The organism is Pricia mediterranea (genome assembly GCF_032248455.1).
GTDB lineage: Bacteria > Bacteroidota > Bacteroidia > Flavobacteriales > Flavobacteriaceae > Pricia > Pricia mediterranea.
The window spans coordinates 2,508,123-2,529,112 of sequence record NZ_JAVTTP010000001.1; the positions used below are offsets into that span (position 1 = coordinate 2,508,123).

Sequence of the window (20,990 nt, forward strand, 5' to 3'; positions counted from 1 at the left end):
GATTTTTTTGAAATCTCAATTTGAAACATCCTCCATGATTACCTCTTCCAGTTCCGTGTTTTCGGTGGTGTGTAATACCGAGATATCGCCAGTAGTCTCGAATACTACCGCTCTAACTTCCGAAAGTTGTAGCACATTCGCTTCCCGCAGTTTTCCCATCAGGTCAGCCCTACTGACCAAGGCCTTATTAAGGTTTTTCTCAAAGATTTCTCCATCCTTCATCAATAAAATGGGGGTGTTGGTAGCCAAATTCTCGACTTTGTCGGAAGATGAAAGTATCTTGGCGAATAGCACTTGTAAAAAAGCCAAAAGGGCCAAGGAGACAAACGCCGGCATTAAGCTAGATACCGGTTTGTTCACGGCATCCGCCAAAATCGACCCCATCGCTATGGTCACGGCAAAATCGAAACTGGTCATCTTGGCGAAAGTCCGCTTCCCGGCGATTCGCGTAACCAACATGATATATATGTAGATACATAAGGCCGCAACCCCCATTTGAACAATGGTCCACGGTTCTAAGGATGTAAATATTTCCATGCTACTTATTTTAATGATGAGGCTTTCACCAAAGCTTTGCGGCGATACCTACTCCGACCAATCCGGAGACCTTCGATCTTGCATTTTGGTGCTTTGATCTCTATTGCTTCACCAGTTCCAAGGTCTGTACCTGGTTCTTGCCATCGGTAGATTTCCACTGTTGTCTCTTTCCCTTGTTTTCCACGAATATCCAGGTTTTCGACAGGTCGGAATCCTCGCCGTCAATGGTGATATAGCTATCAGTGGCCGACCATTGGAAAGGGGTGCTGTCGTCTTTCTCGACCCCCAGTACCGTATAGTTCATTTCCTTCCGGCCCGTACCATCCTTATCAAAGGATATCGAGCCGACATTCTGAACTGAAATTCCTTTATTCCCGTGGCCTACGGATTCGTATTTCTGCACCGTCCACGTGCCGACCAAACGATGGGCGCATGAGGACATAAAGAAGAGGGCGACAAGAGGTACTAGATAGGAGAATTTAGTTTTCACTGATGGATTGTTTTAAGATTTTCAAGTGGTAATGCTCATATGAACCATACTTGTTCCTCTATTATGGGATTTCCGATTTTGAAAAATTAAGCACTTTCATTATATTTCAATTGACGAAATTACGTAATTTATCGCTATAAAAATTCCTACTCCATGAAGTCGAAGCATAAAATGGAAATGGCCAATAAGGCCCACAAGGAAATACCGGGGAATCCTTCTACGGCCACGAGCAGTCAACAAAAGTTGAACGAACGCAGCAATAAGGAGCCTTTACGTGTTTTGAGCGAAGACGATTGGAAATTCTGGATACACAACGGCTATATCGTGATAAAGAACGCCGTGCCCAAAAAACAGGCACAGGCAACCGCCGATTTTCTTTGGGAGTTCGATGAAAAAGATCCCGGCGATTCCAGAACTTGGTATGCCCCGCCCCGTGCCGAAATGAAAATGAAGGAGCTGACCGGTACCGGAATGGTCGAGGTCTACAACCATCAGCATCTTTGGAACAACCGGCAAATGCCCCGGTTGTACGATGCTTTCGTCGATGTGTGGGGTACCGAAAAGCTTTGGGTGACCATTGATAGGGCCAATCTCAATTTCCCTTTGCCGCCAGATTCGGATAAAAGAGGTTTTATCCATTGGGATTATGATCCCGAGACGAGACCCCAAAACGTACAGGGCGTCTTGGCCCTTGCCGATCAGATGGATGAAAATATGGGCGGTTTTCAATGTATTCCCTGGTTGTACCGCAATTACGACACATGGAAAAAAACCCAGCCGGAAGATAGAGATCGTTTCCAGCCCGATATTTCCGACCTCAAGGATAAACTGGTGAAAGTTAAAATGGAGGCCGGCGACCTGCTTATTTTCAACAGCACCCTGCCTCATGGTATACGCCCGAACAAATCAAGGGATAAGGTGCGCATCGCCCAATATATTTCCATGATGCCCGCCGAAGAGGACAACGAAAAGTTGCGGCAATGGCGTATCGACTCGTGGAAACACCGTATTGCGCCTGAAGGATACGCTTTTCCCGGTGATCCCAGGAATTGGGAACAGGAAAAATACGGTAGGGCCGAACTGACTGAACTCGGGAAAAGATTGTTGGGCTCGTCCAAATGGGAGACAGGGAACTAGTAAAGATGCACCCGTACGACTGAAAAGCGGTCGCATTGGGGGCAAGGGGCAGATTCGTGATGTCGGAACAACAGCTCTTTCAAATCATTGGCTTTCTACGATTGTCGGAATCGGGCATTGCACAGGGTCATATACGTCTTCTCAACGGATAAAAATTAGGGCAGGCGCGAAAATGTCCGTGCCCTGAGCAAAAAAATGTCTTTTGTATTGTTCAGAGGCTAGACCTCAGGTTTTCAGCATTAAGCCATCAGTATTGGCTAATACCATTTTATGCCGTATTTTTGCCCGCTCAAAAAAACCGACCCCGTGAAAAAGTATCTCAACCTCTTCGACTTTAGGCAGAAAGTCGATTATAAGACTGAAATCCTCTCCGGTCTGACCGTTGCCCTGGCTTTAGTGCCAGAGGCTATTGCGTTTGCCCTGATCCCTGGATTCTCTCCCCTGACGGGACTCTATGCCGCCTTTGTGCTCTGCTTGATTACCTCGATTTTTGGAGGTCGACCCGGAATGATTTCCGGTGCCACCGGGGCCGTGGCGGTAGTCTTTATCGGATTGATCTTGGAGCTTAAGCGGAATTTTCCCGGTATCGAACCGGAAACCGTCCTCAATTATGTTTTCGCAACGGTGATCTTAGCGGGTGCATTGCAGATTACGGCCGGGCTGCTTCGTTTGGGAAAGTTCATCCGCTTGGTGCCGCAGCCCGTGATGTTTGGCTTCGTAAACGGACTGGCCATTATCATTTTTATGGCCCAGTTTCCTAACTTCTATCAGAAAGGTACGGAAGAGCTTTTGCCAGCGGGTCCGTTTTTGACCATGCTGGGCTTGGCCTTGTTGACCATGCTGATCATTTGGGGACTTCCGAAATTGACCAAGGCGGTACCTTCCTCTTTGGTGGCAATAGTGGTGGTCTCGGCGATTGTCATCGGGTTCGGGGTCGACACCCTGACCGTGGCCGGAATCATGGGCGAAGGAGAATCCATAAAGGGCGGATTCCCACCCTTGTCCATCCCGCAGATTCCCATAAACCTCGAATCCCTTAAGATTATATTCCCCTATGCGGCCATTGTGGCTGGCGTCGGTCTGATCGAAAGCCTTTTAACGCTGAACATCATCGATGAGATTACGGAGACGCGGGGCAGAAGTAACAAAGAGTGTGTCGCACAGGGTACGGCGAATATCTTTTCCGGTTTTCTTTCCGGGATGGGCGGATGCGCCATGATCGGGCAGAGTCTGATCAATGTATCCGCAGGGGCGCGGGCCCGCTTGTCCGGTATTACCGCGGCGATTATGTTATTGGTGTTCATCATGTTCGGTTCCAGCCTGATCGAACGTTTACCGATGGCCGCTTTGGTCGGCCTGATGTTCATGGTCGCCATCGGCACCTTTGAGTGGGCCAGTTTTAGGACGTTTCGAAAAATGCCGAATTCCGATGTGGTAGTAATGGTACTGGTCACCCTGATTACGGCAATCACCCATAATTTGGCTATCGCCGTATTGCTAGGGGTAATCATCTCCGCCTTGGCCTATTCCTGGGAAAATGCCAAGCGAATCCGGGCACGAAAGCGAATCGACGGGAATGGCGTTAAACATTATGAGATTTATGGTCCGCTATTTTTCGGTTCGACTACCCTGTTCGGGGAAAAATTCGACGTTCAGAACGATCCCGATGAGGTTATCATCGATTTTAGGGAAAGCCGCGTCGCCGATCAATCCGGTATCGATGCGCTGAACAAAATCACCGAACGCTATGCCAAGGTCGGCAAAAAGGTGCATCTGCGCCACTTGAGTAGGGACTGCATTCGGTTGATCAGAAATGCCGACGAGATTATCGATGTGAACGTGCTTGAAGACCCGACTTACAAGGTGATGATGGACAATGGGAACAAACGAGACGATGACGAATTAAAAAACCCTTACAATATTTGGGGATTCTAGGGTTGGAGTACAGTGTATAATCCAACAGCCTCACGTGGTTGTCCGATTCGTTCGCTTGTTTTTCTGCCTATCCAAATGGTGTCGTCCAAGCCGTTTACGTCGACATTTGCTGTTGAAACATCTAAAGCACCTGCTGAATTTTGCAAGGATTTCCATACGCCAAGACGTTGTCGGGGATGTCTTTTGTAACCACACTTCCCGCTCCAATGGTTACATTATTCCCAATGGTTACGCCGGGAAAGATAATCGAATTCCCTCCAATCCAAACTTTATCTCCAATGCTGACAGGTTCGGCAAAAGTGCGGTAGCGAGACCCGTTATCGGTTTCGATAATCCTCTCGGTAGCTTTTAGGGGATGGTTCGCGGTATAAATCTGTACGAAAGGTGCTATCAAACCGTCCTTTCCGATGGTGATTCGGTGGTTGTCCAAAAACATGCAGTTCGCATTGACGAACGTATTTTCCCCGATGGATATGTTTTCTCCGTAATCACAGAAAAATGGAGCTTCGATCCAAACGCCCCGACCCTTGTAATCGAAGAGTTCACTTAGGAAACGCTCACGTTCTTGAGTCTGTTCCGAATCAAGGTGATTATATTTTTTAATTAGTTTCCGGGCCCTGTGGTACATATGTAACAATTCCGGATCTCTGGAATCGTAGTAATCCCCCTGAAGCATTTTCTCTTTTTCGGTCATGAACAAGTATTGATGACAAGACTGATTTTAACATAGTTCCTTGGAGAGATCGACTTCCAAATACATTGCTGCCATACCAGTAGGAAGAATCCGCCAGGAAAAAAAGTACTTTTACCTCACTGGTCATCGTAGGGTAAAAGTACTCTTTGACACACTCTTTCAGTGAAAGAACCGAGGTCTATAGCGTTCGTAGATACTCCGCAATGTTTCGGGTTTCTTCTTCGGACAGGTTTTGATTTAACATGATGGCGTTGTTATATTCCTCGAGCAGGGCCTTGGCAATCGGATCCTCTTTCAGCATGCCATCGGGATTGATGATCATGTTCATCACCCATGCCGGGCTTCTCCTTTCATAAACGCCTTTAAGGGCGGGACCGATCATACGCTTATCGACCATGTGGCAGGCCGTGCAGATGGCACTGAACTTGGCTTCTCCCGCGGAGGCCATTTCCTGGTCGATGTCACTGTCGAAGGAGATGTCCTTGAACGGACCTACCCCTTGATTGTCCATATCGACCGGCACGCCTTCGCTTTTGGCCTCTGTCGTCTTATCCTCTTTTTTTGTGCGGTTCATTTCAAAACCTTCTTTCTTTTCTTCCTTTTTTGATTCGCCACAGCCGATGACCAATCCGCCTAAGGCAAACAATACAAGTAACTTTTTCATTTGTGTATTTTTTTTACGCCTGTCCCCACCGAGGAATTAAGGCATTTCAATTTGCAGCCCCTAATATAATGAATCGATCAATCTAAACGAGCTCTCTCAGGAATTTTATTGCTCTTTTTTCGGAATAATAACGATTCCTTGAATCGACGAATCCCACGTGACCGCCGAATTTTGGGGTTTCTAAATGAATCATTTTGTACTTTTCAGCTTCCTTGACCGGATAGCATTCGGGGCCCAGAAACGAATCGTTCCCCGCATTGATAATCAGGGAGGGCACCCTTACTTTCGGTAAAAATTGACGGCAGCTGCATTGCTCGTAGTAGTCCAGTGCATTCTTAAATCCGTGTGCCGGAGCGGTATAAATTTCATCAAAATCTCTTAGGTTCTTTATGCTTTTGATGTCCTCCGCTGTAATTTTATCGGGGAAAAGGGGCAACTTTAGCAGCAGTTTGCCTACCAGATGGTTCCGAAACCGTAGAGCATAAGCAAAGTTTTTGGGCTTCAATAGTTCCTTTAAGGAGCTATGGAGGTTGCAGGGCGTCGATACGGCGATGACCGCCTTTATTCTTTTGGATATTTCTCGGTCCTCCCCAACGTACTTTAAGGCCATGTTCGCCCCTAAACTGATGCCTTTGATATAGATATCGCTATATTTTTTCTCGCTTAGGATATGTCGTACCACGGCATCCAAATCTTCGGTAGCCCCGGAATGGTACGAGCGGAACAACCGATTGGTCTCTCCGCTACAGCCCCTGAAGTTGACCGCGCAGACATCGATGCCCGCCTCGGTGAAGATCTTAGCGCTTCCGACAATATAGGGGCGTTGGGCATTCCCTTCCAACCCGTGAAGAAGAATGGCCACCATATGGGATGTTTTTCCTTGGGATGCCTCTTTCTCGGTTGCAATTCTACGGGACGGCATTTCCTCGGATGGTATTTCTCCCGACCTCATTTCTCTTGATGCTGCGCGATCCGCAAAGCTCCAGTCCAAATCCAGAAAATCGCCGTCGGGCAGTTCGAGCCGTTCACGTTCTTGGTGGAGCCCGACTACCCTTCGGAAGAGCCCAGAGTAGATGGTAGATAGGTGCCCGCTTCTGCTCCAAAATGGGGGATTGTAGTCTGTTGGTAGTAACGGCATAAAAAGGGTGTTGAACAACGGTCAGGGAGGTTCGAATGTATGTTTTGGCTTATTTGAGGTTGAAGGTTTCAAGGTTCAGAGGGTGATAGTGATCGACCTTGAACCTTGAACAGCCGCAAAGCGACGATTAGACCTTGAATTTTTCCAACAGCTTGGCCTGCTCTTCAATAGAGGTCTTAAACTCTGATTTTAAACGCTCGACCAGTTCCGCGACGGGTAGGGTATCGTCGATAAGCGCGGAACCCTGCCCGGCGGACCAAATGGTTTTCCAGGCCTTGGCCTCGGTGTCGAGCTCTTTTCCGAAATCGATTTTGGTGTCCTTTTTTAAATCTTCTGCCGTGATGCCGGCGGCCTGAAGGCTAGCTCCCAAAAAGTTGGCGTGTACCCCGGAAATTGCTGCGGTATAGACCACATCGCCGGCTCCTGCATCTATGATCATTTTACGGTAGGCATCGGTAGCTTTGCTTTCCTCGGTATTGATAAAGCGGGTGCCGAGATAGGCGAGGTCCGCCCCCATTTGAAGGGCCGAGGCGATATCGCGACCGGTGGAAATGCATCCGGCAAGAATGATTGTCTTGTTAAAGAATCGCTTGATTTCGGCCACCAGAGTCATCGGGTTGGTGGTTCCCGCGTGACCGCCGGCTCCCGCTGCCACCAAGATCAATCCGTCCACCCCCGCTTCCTGGGCCTTTTCCGCATGGCGTTTTTTAATGATGTCATGAAATACGAGTCCCCCGTAACTATGTATCGCATCCACCACCTCGCTGACCGCGCCCAATGACGTGATAATCAGAGGTACCTGATGCTTTACGCAAAGTTTAAGGTCGGCCTCGACCCTAGGGTTGGTGTTGTGCACGATCAGGTTGACTCCGAAAGGGGCGGGCTTTCGGCCGGTTTCCTTTTCGAATTTTTGAAGTTCGGACTTGATTTCGACCAACCACGCCTCGAAACCTTCGCTGGTACGCTGGTTCAGGGCTGGAAAAGTGCCTACTATGCCCGCCTTACAGCATTCGACGACCAATTTCGGACAGGAAATCAAGAACATGGGGGCGGCAATGGCGGGAAGTGAAAGATCTTTAATAAAAGATGGGCTTGCTACTGATTTAACGGACGGCTTCGAAGACATGGAATCTGATTTTAAGATATCCTACAAATATAAATGTAAAACACGGGGCGACCAATTTCTTGGATGGGCGGGAAGTTCAGCTTGGGAAGGTCCGATACCGTATTTTCGATTTGCCCGAATCTTGCTGGGAGGAAGAGCGACTTCCCAAAGGAAAAAATGCTTGTACCGAAGAACACCCAATCGATCAACTTGAGTTAAGAATGTCCCGTCGATTACTTCGACTGCACTCAGTACAGGTTGGCAGTCGAGACGTTTCGGTTTGACCTTTCGACTATACCTCGGCTGCGCTCGGTAGAACCGCCCAAGGCAGCAAAATGCTCTTTCGGTTTCTAAGCGGACAAGCATTAAAAAAAATCGCACTTAGATGGATTCATTGCAAGCCTTTGTCGTTGAGCTACACTCAGATGCAGACTATCTGCAATGAAAAATTTCTTCTTCTTCCGGGACCTAAAAGCCTAACGGTCTTTTATCTTTGTCGAATATTTGTTGGAAGAAAAATGTAAACTTCTGCTGAACACCATTAAAATTCTGATTATCCATGTTTCTAAAAGAATTCGAAATCCGTTGGAGCGACCTCGACGCCAATCGCCACATGGCGAATTCGGCCTATATGAATTTCATGAGCCATACCCGTATGGCTTTTTTGTTCGAATTGGGCTTTGACCAGAAAACCTTGGCAGAAAACCAGCTCGGTCCGGTAGCGTTCCACGAGTTAATTTATTATTTTAAGGAAGCATTTCCGGGAAAACCTATCAAGGTTTCCTTGGAGATTAAAGGGATGAGCGAGGACGCCAAGTTCTTCGAGTTCCGTCATAACTTCTACAACCACAAGGGAGAGAACTTTGCCCGCTGCGAGATGATGGGCGCCTGGATCGATCTTAGGACTCGTAAGCTCACCGGACTGACCAATGAATTTTTGAAAGCTTTCAGCAGTGCGAAAAAAGCTGGGGATTTTAAGGCGCTTACCAAAGAAGACACGCGGAGGTTTGCCGAAGTGCCCAAGGACTTAGGTGACGTTCATTAGATTATATCTGGAAATTTAGAACCCAGGGCCGGTCCATTCTTGCTTCATTGTTCCGCGCTGGCGAATACTTCGTCAGGTCGACAACCATGATGCGCTTAGTCCTGTAGGGCTTCCCGGGCCCAAGCGGCGGTTTTTTTGCTATTTCCGATAAAAATTTGGTCATTGACAATGATAACCGGCCGTTTCAGAAAAGTATAGTGTTTCAAGATCAGGTTTTTGTAATCGGTCTCGGAAAGCTCTTTCTCGTGCAATCCTTTTTCGCGGTATAGGCGGGCCCGTCTACTGAAAAGGGCCTCATAACTTCCTGCAAGACCCTTCATTTCATTGAGTTGCGACTCGGTAATGTTTTTTGTTTTAATGTCCTGTAATTTCAGGTCGTTCACAGGTTGCAGTTCTTTAAGGATACGTTGGCAGGTGTTGCAGGTGCCGAGGTGGTAGATTTTTTTCATGGATGTGGATGTTTTTTCTGTTTCTTTGGCGGGATTTCGCTGGAGGGGGAAACTGGATAATTGCTGGATACAGCTTATTTTACAAAGAAAGCCATTTTTAAACCGATTGTACTATTTTTGAAACTTGAGAATCCGAAATAAAATTAGGCACATATGGATAAAGTATTCGACACTACCTTACAGCACCGTAAACTCCTTCATAAAATATTGGACAACACGCCCAGGGAACAACTGTTGGAGATCCCTTCCGGGTTTCGCAATAACATTTGGTGGAACATCGCCCATGTGGTGGCAACCCAACAATTGCTGGTCTATAAATTCAGTAATCTGCAAATGCGGGTGCCGGATGGGCTCGTGGAAAAGTTCAAAAAAGGAACCGTACCCGACGGCACCGCCACCGACGAGGAAATCAAGGTTGTCGGCGATTTTCTGATCTCTACCGCGGATTGGGCAAAAGAGGATTATGAAAAGCGTCTGTTCGAGGACTACAACGAATATACCGCCAGTGTGAACGTCACCTTGAAAAATGTAGAGGATGCCATGACCTTCAATATCTTTCACGAGGGAATACACTTGGGTACGATACTCGGACTGCAAAAAGTGGTCAAAAAGTAGAAAAAGACCGTTACGATTTTGTGTTGGATGTCAAATAAGGTTTGACTTCCTTAAACGGAAGGGTCAGAACAATCGGTCCGTCGGCATATGAAGCGACTTCGTAGGGGTTGTACAGCAGCTTCACACCTTCTTCGCTAAAACCGATGTTTTCAGGCAGGTAAAACCTATTTTGTTCGAACATTAGCCCAGTCTGGTTTATAGGGGCTTCGGAGGAAATACCCTCCTGTTCGCGAAATTTGGTCTCTGCGTATTTCTGGAAATCCTTTCGGTTTTGAAAGAGCTGCCAATTTTCGAGTTCAACGCCTCTTTGTTTGTCGAAGTTCAAAAAGCGTTTGGCACTATAGCCGTGGGCGCCCCCGGTAAAAACATACGAATCGAGCTGTACGGTCAGTATTTTAGGGTCTTCATAAACGATTTCCCCATCGATTTTAGCTTCCCACGGGGTGGTCTCGTCCGCGTACCTTTTTTGTAATTCCGCATATCCATTGGAAAAAGAAATCAGGGCGTCGTCAAGGTCCGATACTTCCACCTCATCGTCGAATAGCAGCATGGCAATAATCTCTTCCCGTAAGGCCGTGTTGATGGCCGCCGCTGTCTTGGTACGTTCAATGGCCCGGGGTATCTCGATCGAGATTTCGGGGCAATCCGTACACGGGTTTTCATCCAAACGCAGCCGCTCAAAAGTCAGTTTATCCTCTTCTTCCTGACAGCTGATAAGGGTTAAAAGAATCAGAAAACAGGGGAGTAAGGCCTTCATAAATTGGGGTTGTCGGGTCGGTTTATGGCAGAAACAAGCGTTCCATGCCTTTGTATGCTACCAAAGATAACGATACATTTGCAGGAATAATTGTAGCACATGGACGAAAAAAAGTTAAAATTCAATACCAAGACGATTCACGGCGGACAGCATCCCGATAAGGCGTATGGGGCCGTGATGCCGCCCATCTATCAAACCTCGACCTATGCCCAGACCACGCCGGGCGGCCATCAGGGTTATGAATATTCCCGAAGTGCCAATCCGACGCGTACCGCATTGGAAAACGCCTTGGCCAGCATAGAAAACGGCAAGTTCGGCCTGGCTTTTGCCAGTGGTTTGGCAGCAATGGACGCTGTTATCAAGTTGTTGAATCCCGGCGACGAGGTAGTATCGACCAACGATCTATACGGCGGCAGCTACCGGCTTTTTAAACAGGTCTTCGAAAAATACGGTATCAAGTTCCATTTTGTTGGCATGCAAGACGCCGATACCATAGCAACGTATATCAACGAAAACACCAAGCTCATCTGGGTCGAGACGCCCACCAACCCGATGATGAACGTGATCGACATCGAAGGGGTTTCGCAAATCGCGAAAAAACACGATGTTTTGTTGGCGGTAGACAATACCTTCGCGACCCCGTACCTGCAGACACCACTGGATATGGGCGCCGACCTGGTCATGCATTCGGCCACGAAATACCTTGGCGGGCATAGCGATGTGGTCTTGGGGGCGTTGGTGGTCAATGAAAAGGAGTTGGCCGACAAACTCTATTTTATACAGAACGCCAGTGGTGCCGTTTGCGGGCCGATGGACAGCTTTTTGGCCTTGCGTGGCATTAAGACCCTGCACGTTCGCATGCAGCGGCACTGCGAGAACGGTCGGGCGGTCGCCGAATATTTGAATGGCCATTCCGAGATAGACAAGGTCTTCTGGCCGGGTTTTGAAACCCATCCTAATCATGGGATAGCCAAACGACAGATGAACGATTATGGTGGTATGGTCTCCTTTATTCCAAAAAGCGGGAACAAAAAGGATGCGATCAACATCGTCGAAAAATTGAAGGTGTTCACGTTGGCCGAATCATTGGGCGGGGTAGAGAGTTTGGCGGGCCATCCGGCAAGTATGACCCACGCCAGCATTCCGAAAGAAGAGCGTGAGAAAAGTGGCGTTGTCGATGGCCTGATTCGATTAAGCGTTGGCATCGAGGATGCTGGAGACCTGATCGCAGATTTGGAGCAAGCCCTAAAAGCTTGATTTTTTCTTGTCAGGTTGCTCCAAGTTCAATATATTTCGCGGCGTCAAAAATAATAAACTAAACCAAAACAACCCTATGAAAGCAAATGTTCAGGAATTCATGGCCAACCTCGAGAAGCGAAACAGCCATGAACCCGAATTCATGCAAGCGGTGCAAGATGTAGCAGAATCGGTGATTCCTTACATTGCACAACATAAGATCTATAATGATAAACGGATTTTAGAGCGGATGGTAGAGCCGGAACGCCTTATATCCTTTCGTGTGGTCTGGTACGACGACAATAACCAGATTCATGTGAACCGTGGATATCGCGTACAGATGAATTCCGCTATCGGACCGTACAAGGGTGGGTTGCGGTTTCACCCCAGCGTGAATGCGAGTATTCTAAAATTTTTGGCATTCGAGCAAGTCTTCAAAAATAGTCTGACCACCTTGCCCATGGGCGGGGGCAAGGGAGGGTCCGATTTCGATCCAAAGGGGAAGTCGAATGGCGAAATCATGAGGTTCTGTCAATCATTTATGACCGAGCTTTGCCGCCATATTGGTCCGTTTACCGACATTCCTGCCGGGGACATTGGGGTCGGTGCCCGGGAGGTAGGTTTTATGTTCGGCACCTACAAAAAGATTAAGAACGAGTTTACCGGGGTACTTACCGGGAAGGGACTTTCGTGGGGCGGATCGAAAATACGGCCTGAATCGACGGGATACGGAACGGTTTATTTCGCGCAGAGCATGCTTCAGACCAAAAATGACGATATTGAGGGTAAAACTGTGGTAATTTCAGGATCGGGGAACGTGGCACAATACGCCGCGGAAAAGATTATCGATTTGGGCGGTAAGGTCGTAGCCCTTTCCGATTCGGGGGGGTATATCTATGATTCGGAAGGCATCGATACGGAAAAACTAAGCTTTGTGATGGACCTTAAAAACGAAAGTTACGGACGAATTTCGGAATATGCCGTAGAATATCCGTCCGCAGAATATCACGAAGGGCAAAGACCTTGGGCGATACCCTGTGATATAGCATTACCCTGTGCCACGGAGAATGAACTCAATGAGGATGATGCCAAGACTCTATTGAAGAACGGTTGTACCTGTGTTTCGGAAGGTGCCAATATGCCTTCCACCCCAGGGGCTATGCGCGCTTTTCGGGAAGCCAAAATCCTATACGCCCCCGGGAAGGCCTCGAATGCCGGTGGCGTCTCTACCTCGGGCCTCGAAATGACCCAAAATTCATTGCGTTACAGTTGGGTTCGGGAAAAAGTAGACGATCGACTCCGTGGAATCATGGAAAATATCCACGCATCCTGCGTGGAATATGGGATGGAGGAAGATGGCCATTGCAACTACGTAAAGGGAGCCAACATCGCCGGATTTGTAAAAGTCGCGGAAGCTATGCTAGCCCAAGGGGTAATATAGGAAGCGATAGTGGGAAAATATGCCAATAACTACGAAGGCCATAGTGCTGACCTCCTTGAAATATGGCGACACAAGCCTTATTGTAAGGGCGTTCACGGCATCCGATGGCATGAAAAGTTACTTGCTGAAAGGAGTGATGTCCTCAAAAAAGAGGAAATTAAAATCCGCTTATTTCCAACCCCTTGCACAGTTGGAAATTGTCGCAGACCATAAGAATAAAGGCACTCTAGAGCGTATTCGGGAAGCCCGGATCCATTACGCATACCAAACGGTACATAGCGATATGGCCAAAAATGCCACGACACTTTTTTTGGCCGAGACGCTAGGGTATTGTATTCGTGAGGAAGAACGGAACCAGGGGCTCTTCGAGTTTTTGGAGGCTTCTTTGCAATGGCTGGACACCCATAGCCAAACTGCCAATTTTCACTGTCATTTCTTGATTCAACTTACCAAATACCTGGGATTCTACCCCGACACCTCCGATATGCATGCCTCGTGCTTTGATTTGATGGAGGGCGAGTTTACTGACACCCCATCACTGCATCCGGTACTGACGGGGGAAAATCTTGGGAACTTCAAATCGTTCATGGGCATGCATTTTGATGCGATACATACTATCAAAATGAACAAAACCGGCCGGCGGGAGCTTTTGCAGTCCTTAGTCCTGTATTTTGAACTACATTTACAGGGCTTTCGAAAACCGAAGTCCCTTGCCGTCTTAAACGAAGTCTTCGGGTAATATGAAATGGAACTTTCTCGTATTTTCCTTGGTTTTTATCCAGGTATTATCCGCACAGCAGATTACGGTCATGGATGAGGAAGATCAACAGCCCATTGCCAATGTGGCCGTTTACAATACGGCACGCTCTAAAACCGTGCTGACCAACAGCAACGGAAGATGTGACCTTTCATCTTTTGATGGCAAGGAACGCATAACTTTCAAACGCTTAGGCTATACCCCTTGGCGTACTACAAAAAACCGGATTCTTAGACATTCAAATGTGGTATACCTCACGATGAAGGCCGAGGAACTCGAGGGGGTGATACTTTCGGTCTCGAAATGGGAACAACAGAAAAAAGACATCCCCAACAAGATAGTGGCCCTCGATGCGCGTGATATTTCCTTTACGCATCCGCAAACCTCGGCAGATCTATTGCAAAATAGCGGAAAGGTATTCGTTCAAAAAAGCCAATTGGGTGGTGGAAGTCCCACGATTCGGGGCTTCGCAACCAACCGTTTGTTGCTTTCGGTGGATGGAGTGCGTATGAACAACGCCATCTTCAGGGGCGGCAACCTACAGAATGTGATTTCGATCGACCCCTTTACGGTCAAAAAGACCGAAGTGATCTTCGGACCAGGTTCGGTGATTTACGGGAGCGATGCCATCGGGGGCGTGATGAATTTTTATACCAATGACGCCGTTCTTGCCCATGGGAACGATTTGGCCGTTTCTGGGAATGCCGCTTATCGGTTTGCCTCCGTTAATACCGAGAATACCTTGCACTTCGATCTCAATCTTGGCAAGAAAAAATGGGCTTCTTTGACCAGTGCCTCCTATACCGATTTTGGCAACCTTTGGATGGGCGGACACGGTCCGGATTCCTATCTACGAAAAAACTATGTGACCCGGAGCAACGGGGAAGATGTTTTGGTCTCCAACAAGAACCCTAGGGAACAACGTCCGACGGGATATCGTCAGTTTAACCTGATGCAGAAAGTGCAGTATCGGCCGAACGCGAGGTGGAACTATAAATTGGGAATTCATTATTCCGAAACTTCCGACTACGCCCGATACGACCGTTTGATCCGACCCAACAAGGAGGGCAGCGGGTTGCGGTCTGCGGAATGGTACTACGGCCCCCAAAAATGGTTTATGGGGAACCTGCAGCTCGAAAAAAAAGGGAAGAATGTCTTTTATGACGCCTTCAAAGTGACCACGGCCTATCAACATTTTGAGGAAAGCCGTAATGACCGGGGGTTTCAAGATCGAATTCGTTTTACGACAGAGGAAGTGGTCGATGCCTTCTCCCTCAATCTCGATTTCGAGAATAAAAAAATAGGGGACTTAAGGCTGTACTACGGTGCGGAGTATATTTTCAATAAAATCCGATCCGACGGTAGCCAACGGAATATTGAAACCGATCAGTTGGCCGATGCCCCCTCGAGATATCCCGACGGTTCGAGCTGGCAGAGCGCTGCTGGCTATATCAATGGGGAATACAAGGCCAGGCCCAATTTCACGTTACTTACCGGGTTACGCTATAACCATGTATGGATCGATGCCGTTTTTGACACGTCATTCTATCCTTTTCCGTTTGACAATGCGAACTTGGACAACGGAGCACTAACGGGTAGCGTTGGGTTGAGCTGGTTTCCTAAGGAAAACCTTCAGCTTACCTTGAACGGATCGACCGGATTTCGGGCGCCGAACATCGACGACACCGGCAAGATATTCGATTCCGAGCCCGGCGGGGTTGTCGTGCCCAATCCTGATCTAGAACCCGAATATGCCTACAACCTCGAATTAGGAGTTTATAAGAATTTCAACGATAAACTGACCTTAAGGGGGGCCACCTATTATACCTATTTGGTAGATGCTCTAGTAAGAAGGGATTATCGCTTCGATGGGGCTTCCCAGATTGAATACAATGGGGAGCTTAGCGATGTTCAGGCGATACAGAATGCTGCCATGGCCTTCGTTTACGGATTCGAGTTCGGGCTGGAAGCTTTTCTCTTCGAACAGTGGTCCCTCGTTTCCAACCTTACATTGACCGAAGGGATGGAAGAAGAGGAAGACGGCATCGAATCTCCCGCCAGGCATGTGCCTCCGACTTTCGGGGATTTTCATGTTATTTGGACTGAACAAGGGTGGAAGTTTGATCTGTTCTTGAATTACAACGGGGAGATATCCTATGATGACCTTGCGGCATCCGAACGTAAAAAGACCTACATCTACGCCACCGATAAGAGGGGCAGGCCGTACTCCCCTTCGTGGTACACCTTGAATTTTCGTTCCCAGTTCGCGATTTCCAATGCCGTAAAAGCTTCCGTCAGTCTTGAAAACATCACAGATCAGCGCTACCGCTCGTATTCCTCTGGTATTACCGCGCCGGGCAGAAACCTGGTGTTGGGTTTGGGATGGCGGTTTTAGTCCCAACTCATTCATATTCGAAGTATCTCGATGACGTCTGAGCTTCATGGTTTACGTCAAATAAGGTCCGGGACGCATCCCTCCCTTCACAAAAAAGCCCCGATTTTTCCATCGGGGCTTTTCCTGAAACCACTAGATTGTTTAAGAACTATTGAATACTTTTCCGCCTCATCTACAGTCCTACGTCAAATATAGGTTTCGAAATGAATCGGCATAATGCTTTAGTTATCGTCAACGGCATCCTCAATGGCTTCACCGGCGTCGTCGGCAGCATCTTCCACATTGTCCGCGGCCTCTTCCGCACCATCTTGAATGTCATCGCCTACCTCCTCCAATCGATCCCCGGCGTCATCAATGGCGTCTTCGGTCTCTTCCATGGCATCGTTGGTCTTGTTCTCGGCATCCCTGCAGGAGACGAAAGATGCACTCAGGGCAAGCATTAAAAATGAACTTAAAAGTACTTTTTTCATGATTTTGGTTTTTTTTGTTGCAAAGATATACGAATGGTTTCAGCATCTGGACGTCGTTTAGTCCCGTTTTACTGATAAGGTGAATACCCATGGTCCCCAATCTTCAAAATCCCACGAAAAATCCCTAGTTTTGCAGCCTAAAAATCACGCAATAAAAGACCCTTACCAATGAAATTTGCCGAATATAAAGGATTGGACTTGCCCAAAGTAGCCGAGGAGGTGCTCGCTTACTGGAAACAACACGGCATTTTCGAAAAAAGCGTCTCCACAAGGGAAGGCCATCCCAATTACGTTTTCTATGAAGGGCCGCCGTCCGCCAACGGCATGCCGGGTATCCATCATGTAATGGCCCGTACCATCAAGGATATTTTCCCCAGATATAAGACCATGAAAGGCTTTCAAGTCAACCGAAAGGCCGGATGGGATACGCACGGACTGCCCATTGAACTCGGAGTCGAAAAGGAACTCGGTATTACCAAAGAGGATATCGGCAGTAAAATTTCGGTTGAAGATTACAACGCCGCCTGCAAAAAAGCGGTCATGCGCTACACCGATGTGTGGAACCGAATGACCGAACAGGTAGGCTATTGGGTCGATATGGACGACCCCTATATCACCTATACCCCCAAGTACATGGAATCGGTCTGGTGGTTGCTGAAGCAGATTTACGACAAGGGATTGATATACAAAGGATATACCATCCAACCTTATTCCCCCAAGGCCGGAACGGGACTGAGTTCCCACGAGTTGAACCAGCCCGGCACCTATCAGGATGTCACCGATACGACTGCGGTAGCCCAGTTCAAGGCAGTGGAGTCATCGTTGCCGGACTTCCTGCAGGATGAGGGCGATATTTATCTGCTCGCCTGGACGACCACCCCTTGGACGCTGCCCTCGAATACAGCCTTGACCGTCGGTCCGAAGATCGATTACGTCTTAGTCGAAACTTACAATCAGTATACCTTTAAGCCTCTGAACGTAGTCTTGGCCAAAAGTTTGGTCTACGAACAGTTTTCGGGCAAGTTTAAGCGGGTCGATACCAAGCCGGAACTGTTGGAATACGTTTCCGGCGACAAGAAGATTCCCTATTACGTGGTCAAGGAGTTCAAAGGGACAGAGCTGGTCGGGATCAAATACGAACAATTACTTCCTTACGCCCTACCCTACCAAAACCCAGAAAACGCTTTTCGGGTGATTGCGGGAGATTTTGTGACCACCGAAGACGGTACGGGTATCGTGCATACCGCCCCGACCTTTGGGGCCGATGATGCCCAGGTCGCCAAACAGGCCGATCCCGAAGTACCCCCATTACTGGTGTTGGACGAAAACGATAATCCTGTTCCCCTGGTTGACCTTCAGGGCAGGTTTAGGCCCGAAATGGGGGAATTGGCCGGAAAATACGTTAAGAACGAGTACTATGATTTGGGGGAGGCTCCGGAAAAATCGGTCGATGTCGAGCTTGTGATCAAGTTAAAGGAAGAGAATAAGGCCTTTAAGGTCGAGAAATACGTACACAGTTACCCCAACTGCTGGCGTACCGATAAGCCTATTCTGTATTATCCGTTGGATTCGTGGTTTATCAAGGTCACTGAGGTAAAGCACCGCATGGCGGAACTGAACGAGACCATTAACTGGAAGCCGAAATCCACCGGCGAGGGCCGCTTCGGCAATTGGTTGGCCAATGCCAACGATTGGAACCTATCTAGGTCCCGCTACTGGGGCGTTCCGTTACCGATTTGGCGGACGGAAGACGGACAGGAGGAGCTCATTATCGGCTCTGTGGCCGAGCTGAAGTCCGAAATGGCCAAAGCCGTGGAGGCCGGGGTACTTGAACAGGACATCTTCAGTGATTTTAAGGTGGGCGACCTGTCCGATGAGAACTACGGCACCATCGACCTGCATAAAAATATCGTTGATGAAATCACCTTGATCTCTCCAACCGGGAAGCCCATGAAACGCGAGGCGGACCTGATCGATGTCTGGTTCGATAGCGGCTCGATGCCCTATGCGCAGTGGCATTTTCCTTTCGCCAGTGCCGATCAGGGCTCCGAAGGGGAGGAAAGTTCCGGCACATCGGAATCGACCGGAGCCTATGCGGGGGCGGTAGGTGCATATTCCGATAAGGTAGGCGGTACGGTACGCGACCTGCTCGAACAAAAGAATATTCCCTTTCCCGCCGATTTTATCGCCGAGGGCGTCGATCAGACCCGTGGCTGGTTCTATACCCTACACGCCATCGCCGTGATGGTTTTCGATTCCGTAGCCTATAAAAACGTGGTCTCGAACGGCCTAGTGCTGGACAAGGACGGCAAAAAGATGTCCAAACGCCTGGGCAACGCCGTCGATCCCTTTGATACGATGAACGCCCACGGTGCCGATGCGACCCGCTGGTACATGATCTCGAACGCCAATCCATGGGACAACCTCAAGTTCGATATTGACGGAATCGTTGAGGTCAAACGAAAGTTTTTTGGCACGCTTTACAATACCTATTCGTTCTTCGCGCTGTACGCCAATATTGATGCCTTCGATTATTCGGAGGATGACATTCCGCTAAGCGAAAGACCGGAAATCGATCGGTGGATCTTATCCGAACTGCATTCCCTGATCAAGGTCGTTGACGGGGCATATGCCGATTACGAGGCCACCAGGGCGGCTCGGGCGATATCCGATTACGTACAGGAAAATTTGAGCAATTGGTACGTTCGCTTGTGCCGGAGACGTTTTTGGAAAGGGGAATATCAAAGAGATAAGATTTCGGCCTATCAGACGCTGTACACCTGCTTGGAGACCGTAGCGAGGCTTTCCGCTCCCGTGGCTCCTTTTTTTATGGATCGGCTCTTTAAAGATTTGACGGCCGTCACGAAGAGGGAAGCCTTTGAAAGCGTTCATTTGTCCGATTTCCCTGAATATGATGCATCCATTGTCGACGAGGGGCTGGAGAGCAAGATGAAAATGGCGCAGACCATATCTTCGTTGGTGTTGTCCATCCGTCAAAAGGAAAAGATCAAAGTACGTCAGCCGTTGCAGAAAATTATGATTCCCGCATTGACCGAAAAGCAAAAACAGGAAATAGAAGCTGTTGCCGACCTAATCAAATCAGAGGTCAATGTAAAGGAAATCCAGATGTTGGACGATGCTTCGGGAATCTTGGTCAAACAGATTAAGCCGAATTTCAAGCGTTTAGGTCCGAAATACGGCAAGGACATGAAGAAAATCGCCCAAGCGGTGGGCCAGTTTCAGCAAGAGGATATCCAAAAAATAGAGCGGGAGGGAAAAATATCCTTCCAAATTGAAAATAAAAGCGTTACATTAGAGTTACAGGATGTAGAGGTGTCTTCGCAAGATATCGAAGGTTGGTTAGTCGCCAGTCAAGGTCCGCTTACCGTAGCCCTCGATGTTTCAATCGATGATGCACTTAAAAAAGAGGGCATTGCCCGGGAGTTGATCAATAGGATTCAGAACCTTCGAAAGGACTCGGGATACGAAGTGACGGACAAGATTGATGTAAAGATTATGAAGGATGGGCGTGTTGAAACGGCCGTAGAAAGTAATCTCGATTATATCAAGGCGGAAACCCTGACCGCCGAGCTCGACCTTGTAGCGCAATTGGAAACAGGTGCCGAAGTAGCTTTCGATGAAGTAAAGACAAAATTATTTATCGTAAAACATTAGGTTATGTCACAAGAATTAAAAGTAAAGTATTCAGATCAAGATCTGGCCGAATTTAAGGAGCTGATCGAACAAAAGATTGCAAAGGCCAAAAGCCACTTAGAGTTGCTTAAAAGCTCTTATATGAACGATGGCAACAATGGTACCGACGATACGTCGCCTACGTTCAAGGCCTTCGAGGAAGGGTCGCAGACCATGAGCAAGGAGGCGAATACGCAGTTGGCCATCCGCCAGGAAAAGTTTATCCGTGACCTCAAGAATGCCCTTTTGCGTATCGAGAACAAAACCTATGGCGTATGTCGGGTAACAGGCAAGCTCATCGCAAAAGAGCGGCTTAAATTGGTGCCGCACGCTACCCTCAGCATCGAAGCGAAAAATATGCAGCAGTAAGAAGTACAGGTGCTACCTATCTTTTTTTGGCTCCACCATTACTACTGTGAAAAAAGGGTGTAT

19 protein-coding genes are annotated in these 20,990 nt (G+C 48.2%); 10 read left to right on the top strand and 9 right to left on the bottom strand.

What is annotated here, in order from left to right:
- Positions 1-15 precede the first annotated feature (15 nt).
- Both RQM65_RS10290 and RQM65_RS10295 read right to left on the bottom strand, forming a co-directional pair.
- Positions 16-537, bottom strand: a complete 522-nt coding sequence (locus RQM65_RS10290) for a DUF421 domain-containing protein (RefSeq protein ID WP_314014739.1) — start codon at positions 535-537, stop codon at positions 16-18.
- A gap of 100 nt (positions 538-637) precedes the next feature.
- Positions 638-1,027, bottom strand: a complete 390-nt coding sequence (locus RQM65_RS10295) for a hypothetical protein (RefSeq protein ID WP_314014740.1) — start codon at positions 1,025-1,027, stop codon at positions 638-640.
- A gap of 153 nt (positions 1,028-1,180) precedes the next feature.
- Between RQM65_RS10295 and RQM65_RS10300 the strand changes: the two genes are divergently transcribed.
- Together RQM65_RS10300 and RQM65_RS10305 are read left to right on the top strand one after the other, a co-directional pair.
- On the top strand, positions 1,181-2,164 hold the full coding sequence (locus RQM65_RS10300) for a phytanoyl-CoA dioxygenase family protein (RefSeq protein ID WP_314014742.1): 984 nt from the start codon (positions 1,181-1,183) through the stop codon (positions 2,162-2,164).
- Positions 2,165-2,470: 306 nt separating this feature from the next.
- Positions 2,471-4,099 (top strand): SulP family inorganic anion transporter, encoded by a 1,629-nt coding sequence (locus tag RQM65_RS10305; RefSeq protein WP_314014743.1) that lies wholly within the window; start codon positions 2,471-2,473, stop codon positions 4,097-4,099.
- 121 nt (positions 4,100-4,220) lie between these two features.
- Here the strand turns inward: RQM65_RS10305 and RQM65_RS10310 are convergent, their stop codons facing one another.
- The 4 genes from RQM65_RS10310 to RQM65_RS10325 form a co-directional block, all read right to left on the bottom strand.
- Positions 4,221-4,793: a sugar O-acetyltransferase gene (locus RQM65_RS10310; RefSeq protein WP_314014745.1), complete on the bottom strand. Its 573-nt coding sequence runs from the start codon at positions 4,791-4,793 to the stop codon at positions 4,221-4,223.
- Between the two features lie 178 nt (positions 4,794-4,971).
- Positions 4,972-5,457, bottom strand: a complete 486-nt coding sequence (locus tag RQM65_RS10315) for a c-type cytochrome (RefSeq protein ID WP_314014746.1) — start codon at positions 5,455-5,457, stop codon at positions 4,972-4,974.
- A gap of 82 nt (positions 5,458-5,539) precedes the next feature.
- Complete coding sequence (locus tag RQM65_RS10320; RefSeq protein ID WP_314014748.1) at positions 5,540-6,595, bottom strand: YheT family hydrolase; 1,056 nt, start codon at positions 6,593-6,595, stop codon at positions 5,540-5,542.
- Between the two features lie 127 nt (positions 6,596-6,722).
- Complete coding sequence (locus RQM65_RS10325) at positions 6,723-7,721, bottom strand: NAD(P)H-dependent flavin oxidoreductase (protein WP_314014750.1); 999 nt, start codon at positions 7,719-7,721, stop codon at positions 6,723-6,725.
- Positions 7,722-8,259: 538 nt separating this feature from the next.
- On the opposite strand from RQM65_RS10325, the gene RQM65_RS10330 reads away from it, so the two are divergent.
- Complete coding sequence (locus tag RQM65_RS10330; protein ID WP_314014752.1) at positions 8,260-8,745, top strand: acyl-CoA thioesterase; 486 nt, start codon at positions 8,260-8,262, stop codon at positions 8,743-8,745.
- Between the two features lie 95 nt (positions 8,746-8,840).
- Here RQM65_RS10330 and RQM65_RS10335 read toward each other — a convergent pair whose 3' ends face one another.
- Positions 8,841-9,194, bottom strand: a complete 354-nt coding sequence (locus tag RQM65_RS10335) for an arsenate reductase family protein (RefSeq protein ID WP_314014754.1) — start codon at positions 9,192-9,194, stop codon at positions 8,841-8,843.
- A gap of 153 nt (positions 9,195-9,347) precedes the next feature.
- On the opposite strand from RQM65_RS10335, the gene RQM65_RS10340 reads away from it, so the two are divergent.
- A complete protein-coding gene (locus RQM65_RS10340; protein WP_314014755.1) occupies positions 9,348-9,809 on the top strand; it encodes a DinB family protein in 462 nt (153 codons plus the stop codon).
- Positions 9,810-9,819: 10 nt separating this feature from the next.
- On the opposite strand, the gene RQM65_RS10345 is transcribed toward RQM65_RS10340, so the two are convergent.
- Positions 9,820-10,566 carry a DUF3298 and DUF4163 domain-containing protein gene (locus tag RQM65_RS10345; protein ID WP_314014756.1) on the bottom strand — a complete coding sequence of 249 codons (747 nt, stop codon included), beginning with the start codon at positions 10,564-10,566 and terminating at the stop codon, positions 9,820-9,822.
- A 99-nt stretch (positions 10,567-10,665) separates the two neighbouring features.
- On the opposite strand from RQM65_RS10345, the gene RQM65_RS10350 reads away from it, so the two are divergent.
- The 4 genes from RQM65_RS10350 to RQM65_RS10365 all read left to right on the top strand — a co-directional run bounded on the left by RQM65_RS10350 (position 10,666) and on the right by RQM65_RS10365 (position 16,395).
- Positions 10,666-11,823 (top strand): cystathionine gamma-synthase, encoded by a 1,158-nt coding sequence (locus RQM65_RS10350; protein WP_314014757.1) that lies wholly within the window; start codon positions 10,666-10,668, stop codon positions 11,821-11,823.
- Between the two features lie 76 nt (positions 11,824-11,899).
- Positions 11,900-13,243, top strand: coding sequence for an NADP-specific glutamate dehydrogenase (gdhA, locus tag RQM65_RS10355; protein WP_314014759.1), 1,344 nt, complete (start codon positions 11,900-11,902; stop codon positions 13,241-13,243).
- A gap of 19 nt (positions 13,244-13,262) precedes the next feature.
- Positions 13,263-13,982: a DNA repair protein RecO gene (gene recO, locus RQM65_RS10360; RefSeq protein WP_314014761.1), complete on the top strand. Its 720-nt coding sequence runs from the start codon at positions 13,263-13,265 to the stop codon at positions 13,980-13,982.
- A gap of 1 nt (position 13,983) precedes the next feature.
- Positions 13,984-16,395 carry a TonB-dependent receptor plug domain-containing protein gene (locus RQM65_RS10365; protein ID WP_314014762.1) on the top strand — a complete coding sequence of 804 codons (2,412 nt, stop codon included), beginning with the start codon at positions 13,984-13,986 and terminating at the stop codon, positions 16,393-16,395.
- A 221-nt stretch (positions 16,396-16,616) separates the two neighbouring features.
- On the opposite strand, the gene RQM65_RS10370 is transcribed toward RQM65_RS10365, so the two are convergent.
- Positions 16,617-16,865: a hypothetical protein gene (locus RQM65_RS10370; RefSeq protein ID WP_314014764.1), complete on the bottom strand. Its 249-nt coding sequence runs from the start codon at positions 16,863-16,865 to the stop codon at positions 16,617-16,619.
- A 168-nt stretch (positions 16,866-17,033) separates the two neighbouring features.
- On the opposite strand from RQM65_RS10370, the gene ileS reads away from it, so the two are divergent.
- Both ileS and RQM65_RS10380 read left to right on the top strand, forming a co-directional pair.
- On the top strand, positions 17,034-20,540 hold the full coding sequence (gene ileS, locus RQM65_RS10375) for an isoleucine--tRNA ligase (RefSeq protein ID WP_314014766.1): 3,507 nt from the start codon (positions 17,034-17,036) through the stop codon (positions 20,538-20,540).
- A gap of 3 nt (positions 20,541-20,543) precedes the next feature.
- Complete coding sequence (locus RQM65_RS10380; RefSeq protein WP_314014767.1) at positions 20,544-20,927, top strand: TraR/DksA family transcriptional regulator; 384 nt, start codon at positions 20,544-20,546, stop codon at positions 20,925-20,927.
- Positions 20,928-20,990: the final 63 nt, after the last annotated feature.